Source organism: Paenibacillus sinensis (assembly GCF_019904155.1).
Classification (GTDB): Bacteria; Bacillota; Bacilli; order Paenibacillales; family Paenibacillaceae; genus Paenibacillus_AQ; species Paenibacillus_AQ sinensis.
Genome location: NZ_JAHCMB010000126.1, coordinates 1 through 9,618, shown reverse-complemented (window position 1 = coordinate 9,618; position 9,618 = coordinate 1). Strand labels below are relative to the sequence as shown.

At 52.9% G+C, this 9,618-nt stretch carries 12 protein-coding genes and 1 rRNA gene; 1 reads left to right on the top strand and 12 read right to left on the bottom strand.

What is annotated here, in order from left to right; genetic code table 11:
• Window positions 1-119 precede the first annotated feature (119 nt).
• From rsmI to KIH86_RS14075, 10 genes are all read right to left on the bottom strand, one after another.
• Window positions 120-1,007 carry a 16S rRNA (cytidine(1402)-2'-O)-methyltransferase gene (gene rsmI / locus KIH86_RS14120; RefSeq protein ID WP_223088649.1) on the bottom strand — a complete coding sequence of 296 codons (888 nt, stop codon included), beginning with the start codon at window positions 1,005-1,007 and terminating at the stop codon, window positions 120-122.
• The gene (locus tag KIH86_RS14115) at window positions 1,004-1,771 is read right to left on the bottom strand and encodes a tRNA1(Val) (adenine(37)-N6)-methyltransferase (RefSeq protein WP_223088650.1); all 768 of its coding nucleotides are present in this window, start codon (window positions 1,769-1,771) and stop codon (window positions 1,004-1,006) included. Before KIH86_RS14115 ends, rsmI begins: the two co-directional genes overlap by 4 nt.
• Before the next feature lie 87 nt (window positions 1,772-1,858).
• Window positions 1,859-2,230 (bottom strand): initiation-control protein YabA, encoded by a 372-nt coding sequence (locus KIH86_RS14110; protein WP_223088651.1) that lies wholly within the window; start codon window positions 2,228-2,230, stop codon window positions 1,859-1,861.
• A 29-nt stretch (window positions 2,231-2,259) separates the two neighbouring features.
• Window positions 2,260-3,063 carry a PSP1 domain-containing protein gene (locus tag KIH86_RS14105; protein ID WP_223088652.1) on the bottom strand — a complete coding sequence of 268 codons (804 nt, stop codon included), beginning with the start codon at window positions 3,061-3,063 and terminating at the stop codon, window positions 2,260-2,262.
• A gap of 112 nt (window positions 3,064-3,175) precedes the next feature.
• On the bottom strand, window positions 3,176-4,150 hold the full coding sequence (gene holB / locus KIH86_RS14100) for a DNA polymerase III subunit delta' (protein ID WP_223088653.1): 975 nt from the start codon (window positions 4,148-4,150) through the stop codon (window positions 3,176-3,178).
• 18 nt (window positions 4,151-4,168) lie between these two features.
• Window positions 4,169-4,612: a YaaR family protein gene (locus tag KIH86_RS14095; RefSeq protein ID WP_223088654.1), complete on the bottom strand. Its 444-nt coding sequence runs from the start codon at window positions 4,610-4,612 to the stop codon at window positions 4,169-4,171.
• 107 nt (window positions 4,613-4,719) lie between these two features.
• Window positions 4,720-5,049, bottom strand: coding sequence for a cyclic-di-AMP receptor (locus KIH86_RS14090; RefSeq protein WP_038692821.1), 330 nt, complete (start codon window positions 5,047-5,049; stop codon window positions 4,720-4,722).
• Between the two features lie 78 nt (window positions 5,050-5,127).
• Window positions 5,128-5,769, bottom strand: coding sequence for a dTMP kinase (tmk, locus tag KIH86_RS14085; RefSeq protein ID WP_223088655.1), 642 nt, complete (start codon window positions 5,767-5,769; stop codon window positions 5,128-5,130).
• A gap of 90 nt (window positions 5,770-5,859) precedes the next feature.
• Window positions 5,860-7,386, bottom strand: a complete 1,527-nt coding sequence (locus KIH86_RS14080; protein WP_235775414.1) for an aminotransferase class I/II-fold pyridoxal phosphate-dependent enzyme — start codon at window positions 7,384-7,386, stop codon at window positions 5,860-5,862.
• A gap of 187 nt (window positions 7,387-7,573) precedes the next feature.
• Window positions 7,574-7,765 (bottom strand): sigma factor G inhibitor Gin, encoded by a 192-nt coding sequence (locus KIH86_RS14075; RefSeq protein WP_235775413.1) that lies wholly within the window; start codon window positions 7,763-7,765, stop codon window positions 7,574-7,576.
• A 169-nt stretch (window positions 7,766-7,934) separates the two neighbouring features.
• On the opposite strand from KIH86_RS14075, the gene KIH86_RS14070 reads away from it, so the two are divergent.
• On the top strand, window positions 7,935-8,456 hold the full coding sequence (locus KIH86_RS14070) for a hypothetical protein (RefSeq protein WP_223088658.1): 522 nt from the start codon (window positions 7,935-7,937) through the stop codon (window positions 8,454-8,456).
• Window positions 8,457-8,502: 46 nt separating this feature from the next.
• On the opposite strand, the gene KIH86_RS14065 is transcribed toward KIH86_RS14070, so the two are convergent.
• Entirely contained in the window at window positions 8,503-8,916 is a 414-nt protein-coding gene (locus KIH86_RS14065; protein WP_223088659.1) for a hypothetical protein, read from the bottom strand.
• A 241-nt stretch (window positions 8,917-9,157) separates the two neighbouring features.
• Window positions 9,158-9,274 (bottom strand): 5S ribosomal RNA (rrf, locus tag KIH86_RS14060).
• Between the last annotated feature and the right edge of the window lie 344 nt (window positions 9,275-9,618).

Below are 9,618 nucleotides of genomic sequence, written 5' to 3'. Positions count from 1 at the left end.
CTGTCCCTTCGGGATGCGCTTTACGTTTCAGCGTTGAGCTTCGGCGTTTTTTCGCATACAGCGGAATTAATCCATCTTTTTCTTTGCCACTTCACCTCAACACGTAGTGTGTCCCTGTGCTACTCCTCCAGCAGCGCGTTATAAATATCGCGTTTGGCCACGCCGCGGTCGGCGGCGGCTTTCTTCATGGCGTCCTTGCGAGAGACGCCTTCGCCTTCGTAATGAACGACATGCTCGGCGATGCTGAGCGGACGCCACCAGGCGGAATCAGCCTCTTGAGCCTCTTCCCGGCTTTCACCCTCCACGACAATAACATACTCTCCCATCGGAGGATGCTCCTCCAGCCACTCCAGACATTCCTCGATCGTCCCGCGCAGAAACTCCTCGTACCGCTTTGTCAGCTCGCGGGCTAAGGTCACCCGCCGATTCCCGAAGGCTTCCTGTAGGTGTGCGAGCGTTTTGCCTACCCGGTGAGGAGACTCGTAGAAGAGCAGCGTTCCCTGAGAAGCACGGAGCGGGGTAAGCACAGCACGGATGTCCTTCCGCTCCCGAGGCAAAAATCCGACAAACGTGAATATGCCGGTCGGCAATCCGGAGGCAATCAAAGCCGACAAAGCGGCATTAGCCCCGGGAACGGGAACCACAGGAATTCCGGACTGAACGGCGAGCGTCACCAAATCGGCTCCGGGGTCGGAAATGGCCGGCAGACCGGCATCGCTGACCAGCGCCAGATTTTTACCTTCTATTATATAGCGTATCAGTTCGGGTCCGCTGGCGGTCTTGTTATGCTCATGGTAGCTGAACAGCTGCTTGGGAGAAATGTCGAAATGGCTCAGCAGCTTGCGCGTCTGCCGGGTATCCTCGGCTGCGATAATATCGCATTCCTTCAAGGTCCGAACCGCGCGAAAGGTCATATCCTCCAGATTGCCGATCGGGGTCGCCACCAGATACAGAACGCCGCTGCCGGAATCGCTCTGCTGAAAGCTGCTTTGGCATTGTATGGTCATGATTGTCCCTCTTTTGAACCGAAATAGATATCCATGATCTCCGGACAATATTGATTGTCATCCGTATATACGATAAGCGGAGGCTGTACCCGAACCTCGGGCTTGCCGTCCCTCGCCGCCTCGATCAAGACCATGTTGGCTTCGAGATGCGCTCTTGGATGCACGAACCGGATGCTCTTGGGCTCCAGCCGGTACTTCCGCATCAGATTGATGATGTCGGCAAGCCGCTGCGGTTTATGAACCATGCTGACCTTGCCTCCGGTACGGACGAGCCTGACGGCAGCCTGGATTACATCCTCCAGGGTACAACCGATCTCGTGCCTGGCCATCGCCTGATGGCTATTCATCTTCAGATCGCTGCCATTCAGCGGCATGTACGGCGGATTCACCGTAATCGCGTCATATACGCCATATCCCTCCGTTTCATGCAGTGTCCGAAGGTCGCCTTCATGAATCATGATCTTCTCCTGAAGTTCATTCATGGCGACGCTCCGTCTTGCCATATCGGCCAGCCGCGGCTGAATCTCGATACCTTCAAGACTGGCGGAAGTCCTTGTAGTCAGCAGCAGGGGAATGACCCCGTTCCCGGTGCATAAATCGAGCACCCGCCCACGCGGCGGAACAGATGCGAACCGTGCCAGCAGCACCGCATCCATCGAGAAGCTGAACACTTCATCGCTCTGAATAATATGCAGATTATGTGTCAGCAGGTCATCCACTCGCTCGGAAGGCAGCAAGGGGGTGTCATGCAATCGGTTATTCATTAGAATTCTCCTATTTCCCGGTATAATCGTATGCCCTTTCCGATTTCAAAAAAGCCGTAGGCGGCGTCCTCCTACGGCTGGATGTTCTCATTTATTTAGGAATGACAGACAGAACAGACAGTCACCCTCCGTGCGCAAATGCCCGAAGTTGACATTGCAGATATGAAAGCCTTCATGATACAGCCGGGCGAGATTGTCGTAGCCCTCACCGACAACTTCCTCTGCCGGGGTCTCGGGGGCCGTCTCCTGCTTGCCGGCTTTAACCGGCTGCGGAGCCGCAATCTGCTTAGGAGCTTCCCGCTTCAAAATTCTTCGCAGCTGCTCATTCTCCAGCGTCAATCGCTGGTTGGCTTCCGTCAGTTCCTTCACTGCCTGCTTCCAATCCTCCAGATTCAGGCGCATCGTGTCCATCTGCGCTTCAATCTCCTGAATGTGTGCAAAAATATTTTTCTTTTCCAAGTTTCCACCCCGAAAGTAACCTTAATGGTCTACTTGACGACTACATCATCCATTGGAAGCTCTTTAACTTTGCCCACTTCAAATAACTGTACATGCACCATGCGACTTCCGGCATTGATGCCAACCACCTTGCCTTCGCCCAGCGAAGTGATGACCAGCTTGCCGACCGAGGGCAGTTCTTCTTTGATGCTTTCATAATTATCATGCTCAAATTTCAGACAGCACATAAGTCTGCCGCACAGCCCGGAAATCTTGGTCGGATTAAGCGACAAATTCTGATCTTTGGCCATCTTGATCGATACCGGCTCAAAATCGCCCAGCCATGAGGAACAGCACAGCACCCGGCCGCATGGACCGAGACCGCCGAGCATCTTCGCCTCATCACGGACACCGATCTGTCTCAGCTCAATGCGTGTACGGAAGATGCTGGCCAAATCCTTGACCAGTTCCCGGAAATCAACCCGGCCCTCCGCCGTAAAATAAAAAATGATTTTATTGCGGTCAAACGTAAACTCCACGTCGACAAGCTTCATTTTCAGCCCATGATCGCGGATTTTATTCAGACAGGTTGTGAATGCGTCCTTGGCCGCCTGCTTATTCTCATCCACCACGCGCGCGTCGTTATCCCCGGCAATACGCATGACCTTCTTAAGCGGCAGAACCACGTCGGCTTCCTGAACCTCTTTCTTTCCCACAACGACTCTGCCGTATTCAACCCCCCGCGCCGTCTCCACAATCACGCACTGATCACGTTCAATCGGCAATTCCAAGGGATCAAAATAATATATTTTACCCGCTTTTTTAAAGCGGACACCAACTACGTTGTATAACAAAATTAACCTCCTTGTCTGCCGGCGAAGGAACCCCAGCAAGTCCGCTCCATGATGCCTTCATGCTTGTAATTCCTGCCCTCAACCCAAGAAGAGACCGCTGCCAAACCGTATCTTATTCTTCCAACCGTATTAAGAATTGCTCCAGACACAGTTGGGCATTCACATTGAAACGGAGCTTCTTCTTGCTCTCCGCTGCATACTCCATGTAAGACACCCACTCGGAAACGCTTCGGCTTCCAGCGTAATTGGAAATAAAGTCCAACTGATCTATGAAAACGATGCTCTCGTGTTTCAGGTGAAGGAAATACAGCATGTCTTTGAACCATAGGTGGAACATGCTGAACAAGGTGTCCATATGCTCACCAAGCTCGGTCTTGAACAATTTCTGACCCGCAGTCGCCACCGCAGAGCCCTTTTTGCCCAAAGACTCCTTCGCTAATTGTAACACTAGATTTCTCATTTCTGCAAACCAATTCTGCGCCGCAAGCTCGCGGCAGCTCTCGATTCCAGAGCTTAGAGAAACGGCACAGCGCGCTAGAGGAGCAGGTACTCCTTCATCGGATAATGCCTGAAGCATCAGGTCCGGCGACAGAGGTGCAAACGGAATGCGCTGGGTTCTCGACAAAATGGTTGGAAGCAGCGACTGGCTGTTGGAGGCGATCAGAATCGCCACAGCGGGAACCGGTGGCTCCTCCAGAAATTTAAGCAGACTGTTGGCAGCCTGAACGGTCATTTTATCCGCTTCGTCAATAATATATACCTTGGGATGGCTTCCCTTGGCCCGATAGGAAAAGACCCGCTGCAGTTCGCGGATCTGGTCGATTTTGATGCTGGCCCCGTCCGGCGACAGAATCGTCAGATCCGGGTGGTTGCCATGCTCCACCTTGCGGCATTCCAGGCATTCACCGCATGCATCATCCTGAAGAACCGTGCAAAATATCGCCTGGGCCAACGTCAACGCCGTCTTCATCTGACCGCTTCCCGAGGGACCGGTGAACAAATAGGCATGTCCCAGCGTGCCGTTTCTCAGTGAGTTCTGCAGGATCTGCTTGGCGGCAGCCTGTCCCATTATATCTGTAAAAGGCATGTTGTCCTCCTGAATCGGTCAAAACGAAAGATTTATCAGCAACCCCCGAATTTCCCCTACTTTACCCAGCAGCTCAATTCGTCCTTCCTCACTGTCCAAAAGCTCATCGGCCATCGACAAGAGAGCCGAATCGATTTCCTCTAGCAGCTTGTAGCGCTTGCCCCGGCCGCGCCGGTCCCAACCCTTGGTTTCCTTCAGGCTAACGCCGCGTCGCGCCGTCTCTTCAAGAAACCGTTTGATCATCGTCCGGTAAATGGTTAGCTCCCGAACGGTCATCGATTTTGAGAGCCGGTCTCCTTGGACCTGTATATCCTGGATCTTGCGCATCAGTTCATCACGGCTCGCATGCTCCCCATTTTGCTGAAGCATATCGGAGAATGTCTTTCGCTGAACCGGTTGTTTCGTATTGTCCGTTACGGGCAGATCGCTCTTTATCGGCCTGAAGCCCGGATTGATTTTCATGGTATTTACCGTCCTTCCTTAGCATGAGCTATTCGCCCAACCCGCTCTGTCGGAAAAGACGGTCTCGCACTGTCCGATAAGGAGGCGGGACCGTCTCTTCCTAAATCTCAATAATGTTCAAAACGGTCAACCGGCAGGACGAATACCGTGGCTCCGCCAACCTGCACTTCAACAGGCAGCGGCAAATAGGAATCTGTGGTTCCGCTCATTGGAGTTACAGGGGTGACCAACTGTTCACGCACTTTGCAGCTGTTGCGGATGACGCCGAGCACGGCTTCAACCTGGCTGTCCTCAACCCCAATCATAAAGGTCGTATTTCCCGCCCGAAGGAAGCCCCCTGTACTCGCAAGCTTCGTTGCGCGGAAATTGGCCTTGACCAGTTCGCCGGACAAGCGATTGCTGTCCTTGTCTTGGATAATCGCGACGATCAGTTTCATCGTATGCATCTCCTTTATTAGCGTAATTTTTCGAGCTTATCGAAGAAGATTGTATCCCTAACAATTTGACACAGACCTTTAAAAATCCTTTAACAGCTTTTTTTCCAACGTATCTACTAGTTCCTTCTCCACCACATGCAGGGGACGTCCGGCATCAACGGTAACGATTCGCTGCGGATCGGCTTCCGCGATCAGATGATATCCCTCCCGTACTTTGTGGTGGAAAGCCAGGCTTTCCCGATCAAGCCGGTTAAATTCGCGCTCTCCATTGGCTGCAATTCGGGCTAACCCTTCTTCCGGCTCAATATCCAGGTAAAACGTGAGATCCGGCGTTCTTCCGCCTGTGGCAAAATCGTTGATGGCCTTAACCCGATCCATCCCGAGCCCTCTGGCATATCCCTGGTAGACGAGACTGCTGTCGACGAAGCGATCGCAGATCACAATCAGACCTTGCTCCAGGGCCGGTTCAACCCGCTCGGCCAAATGCTGGCTTCTTGAGGCGGCATACAGCAGCGCCTCTGTCCTTGCATCCATTGCTGTGTGCGCCGGGTCCAGAATAATGGAGCGAATCTTCTCGGCGATTTCGATCCCTCCCGGCTCTCTCGTAATCAGGTAGGGCAGCGACCGGTTCTGCATGTATGCCGCCAGCCTGCCGATAATCGTTGTCTTTCCCGATCCTTCTCCGCCCTCAAGCGTTATGAAATATCCCTTCCGGCCCAATTCAGTTCTCCGCCTTTCACTTTCTGCTTACGGTCCGGCAGCCCTTGAAGACGGCGTCCGTTCTAACTGGTAGGCGTGCACCCATTCCAGCTACTCTAAATATACTTTCAAAGTCTGCAAAGTGTGATCCGATACGCCCTGAAATTTGGCTCCGGCTTTCACAAGGCTCAACATTCTGGCGCTTATTTCCCTGGTAATAACCTCTCCCGGGTAGAGCAGCGGGATTCCTGGAGGATAAGGGATGACCATCTCCGCCGCCTTCCGTCCGCTGCATGCCTCAAGCCGGATATACTCCGTCTCTTCCTCCCGTACCGGTCTGAGCGAGAAGGATACCGGTTCGGATAGCCGATCTGCATGATGAATGTTCCACGTGGAAACATAAGCCTTGTTCTCAGAAAACGATTTTTCAGGTGGCGACACTTCTTGATCAATCGCCTTGAGCGCATCCAGCAGTCTCATGGCATCCGCTTCGGATGAGCCTAAGCTGAATAACAGTACCACATACCGGTCATCGCTCATCTCCGGTATGCATCCTCGCCGCTCCAGCTCCGCCTGCAGCCGGGAGCCGCTTAAGCCGCCGCTTGCATCGAAGATCACGACCTTGAAGGGGTCTTGATAGAGATAGGCGGCGCTTGGGTTTGCGCAGGCGGCAGGCGTGCCTGGCAGGCTGCCGCCTGTGTCCTGCGCCTGCGGCGGCGATTCAGGCCGCAGGCACCGGAAGCGCGGCAGCTCCGCCAGGCCGTGCCGCAAGGCTTCCACGGCGGCCAGCCCCGCCGTGAAGGCTTCCCCGCGCCGGACATGCACCATCCGGCGCGCCAGATCGAGCGAAGCCATCACCGGGTATGATGGGCTTGAGCTCTGCACCATGGCAAGCCGCTGCTTCAGCAGGGCCCGGTCGAGCCGGGGGCCCTGTACATGCAGCATCGCGCCCATGGTCATCGCCGCCAGCATCTTGTGCGTGGATTGCACCACGCCATCCGCACCGGCGCTCAAAGCGCTGGGCGGCAGCTTCGCGTGCTGCCCGAAATGCGCCCCGTGGGCCTCATCCACGAGCAGCGGAACGCCGCTGTCATGACAGGCGCGGGCCAACGGCGCCAGATCGCCTCCCATGCCATAATAGTTCGGCATGGTCACCAGGACGCCGACCGCCTCCGGGTGGGCGGCGAGTGCTTGTCTCACGGCTGACTCCGCCGGAGCAATGGCCAGGCCGCTGGCTTCATCCACCTGCGGCTCCAGAAAAAGCGCCCGGGCTCCGGCCAGCATGAGCCCGTGAATGACGGATTTGTGCACATTACGCTGCACCAGCAGCAGCGACCCCGGCTCTGCACATACCGACAGGATCAAAGCCAAATTCCCCGCTGTGCTGCCTCCAACGAGAAAAAAACTCTCGTCGGCTCCAAAACACTCCGCCGCAAGCCACTGCGCTTCCAGGATAACACCCTCCGGATGGTGCAGATCATCACTGCCCGTAATCTCGGTAATGTCCGCCTGCAGCACTTTATCCAAAAAACCGGAACCGCCCTCCTCCCGGTAGGCGCGGCCATTTTTATGACCCGGAACGTGAAAGGAGACATTCCCTTCCGATTTATAGCGTTCCAGCATCTCGTATAAAGGCATGTTACTACGCATTTCTTCTTTCATTTCTCGTAAGTCCTTTTCGCACCGGCATACCTCTATTTTACCGCATAACCGCTTTCTCGCCTATTCTTTGATTATAGAGTCGCGTCCCCAAAGCGGCAAAACGGCCCTCCTTGATCAGGAGAAGCCGCCTTAGCCTTGCTTATATCGATAGGGTACGGGGAAACTACGCATTCTTCTGCAATCCGATTTTCTTCATACGGCCGATAAAAAAACGGTATTTCGCATCTTCCGCTTCCGTTCTCACCATCTCCGCCTCGCATTCCTCGCAAATAAATTGCGATACAATGCGGATTCCCTCTTCCTTCTCCTGCCCGCAAATAATGCACACCTCGGGAACCGCCTGTTCCTGGTCCATTGCCATCCCACCTTGGTCTTTTAAGAACAGTATGCTGCACTTTCTACCATTTTAAACCCTTTCATAGTCTTTTTCATATCCTTTCCCGCTTAAAAGAGGAACAATTAATTTTTTTGGTCAAACAGCCGATAGTAGGAGTAGATGCTACGATATCATATGGAGGACCCGTATGGAACCAACAAATAAAGGGGCAACCTTTTACCAGTACAAGCTGCTCAGAAAAGTAACTGTTTCGACCAATGCCAAACGGGTATACGCCGGTATTCCACTTCTGTTTATTATACTGGCAACCCTGCTGATCTCTCCGGCCAGTGTATTGTATTTCTTGATCGCGATTCCTGTCATCCTCTGGATTCAGTATGTGGTTTCCCGTTCCGTGCTTCTAATCGCAGGCTATCCGATTAACAAACGCTGGCATCACAACTTCCGCCTACCCTGGATTGGCTTTATGCCGGATCAATATATCAGCTGCCGTCTATTTCGACAGGTGCAGCTTCATAATTTCTGGATTGGGCTCGCCTTTACAGCACTGTTTATTTTCTGGTCGCCACATGCCTTTACGTTCTCTCTAGGCTTTCTGCATGTTTGGCTGCTGTTCCCGAAATTCTATGCGGTTGTTCGTACGGGATGGAGCCGGCAGGATGATATGCTGAGATTTAGCTCCGACGATGTATCGTGTTACTCTCAATAAACGCCTCATACACAGCAAAATCGCCACCTCTAGAGGTGGCGATTTTCTATGGACTGCCAAGAGACTGAGTTGTCGCTTTCTTGTCTTTCGGAACCATTACAATAAAATACCCGTCATGAATGCTCAAATGAACGATGCTTTGATCCCTCTGAAATACATAGGAATTTGCAGTCTTCCCTTTAACCACCTCATGCCACCCCCAGGCCTCAATAGCTTCCGAATAAGGCTCCGGCAGGCTGTCCTTCTCCTTCAGTCCCGGAAGGGAATATCTCACATAGTCCATAGCGGCATTTGTTGTGGTATGATCCGAAGAGTTGGCTTCTTTCGGGACGGGAAAATTCTTCTCGTTCAGCGCTCCCTCAAAAGAGTCCCAGTGAGCCTCTTTCGCTCCGCACCCCGCCAATATTCCCGTTAGCAGGCACACAAGAAGGAGAGTCCATATTACTCGGGCTCGATTCATGCTAATCCTCCTTACCCTTAACCCTGCAACTTCATTCAGACACAGGTATATATTCAAGAAAATTACGATTGATGAGTAGGTCCTCCGAATTAAAATTGCGTATTTAATTGCACTTTACTATTATACTTGCTACTTCCGTCCTGTCGGTAACAAAAATGTCACTCAACTTTATGTGAAACCATGCAACGACATATGAACTTATACAAAAAACCACTGCTGAATACTCAGCAGTGGTTCATGTGCTTGGCAGCGTCCTACTCTCCCAGGACCCTTCGGTCCAAGTACCATCGGCGCTGGAGGGCTTAACGGTCGTGTTCGGGATGGGTACGCGTGGAACCCCTCCGCCATCGCCACCAAACAGTTTTTTTTCGCTTGTGTTACTTCCCGAATCGCTTCAGGAAAATAACCGACTACAGAAAAGACATGCAGCTTAGGTTCAGGTTTCAGCATCGCCAAATGCTGAAAGCAATTCGTCGCCTCAATCAGCCGCGTGGACTGGTGAAACTTGAGTTTTGCTCCCTGAAAACTGGATCGAAACGAAACATTGCGTCTTGCCCTTTTCGGGGCCCCCGCAAAGTATTCGGAATCCGCTTCGTCAGCGTCTTCTTCACTTTGTGGGGAGTGTTTTGGATAAGCCCTCGACCGATTAGTACTGGTCAGCTCCATGCATTGCTGCACTTCCACCCCCAGCCTATCAACCTC

Coding starts and splice junctions, on each gene's coding strand:
- rsmI (WP_223088649.1), bottom strand. CDS start 1,007: ATGACCATACAATGCCAAAGCAGCTTTCAGCAGAGCGATTCCGGCAGC.
- KIH86_RS14115 (WP_223088650.1), bottom strand. CDS start 1,771: ATGAATAACCGATTGCATGACACCCCCTTGCTGCCTTCCGAGCGAGTG.
- holB (WP_223088653.1), bottom strand. CDS start 4,150: ATGCCTTTTACAGATATAATGGGACAGGCTGCCGCCAAGCAGATCCTG.
- KIH86_RS14095 (WP_223088654.1), bottom strand. CDS start 4,612: ATGAAAATCAATCCGGGCTTCAGGCCGATAAAGAGCGATCTGCCCGTA.
- KIH86_RS14090 (WP_038692821.1), bottom strand. CDS start 5,049: ATGAAACTGATCGTCGCGATTATCCAAGACAAGGACAGCAATCGCTTG.
- KIH86_RS14080 (WP_235775414.1), bottom strand. CDS start 7,386: ATGCCTTTATACGAGATGCTGGAACGCTATAAATCGGAAGGGAATGTC.
- KIH86_RS14075 (WP_235775413.1), bottom strand. CDS start 7,765: ATGGACCAGGAACAGGCGGTTCCCGAGGTGTGCATTATTTGCGGGCAG.
- KIH86_RS14070 (WP_223088658.1), top strand. CDS start 7,935: ATGGAACCAACAAATAAAGGGGCAACCTTTTACCAGTACAAGCTGCTC.
- KIH86_RS14065 (WP_223088659.1), bottom strand. CDS start 8,916: ATGAATCGAGCCCGAGTAATATGGACTCTCCTTCTTGTGTGCCTGCTA.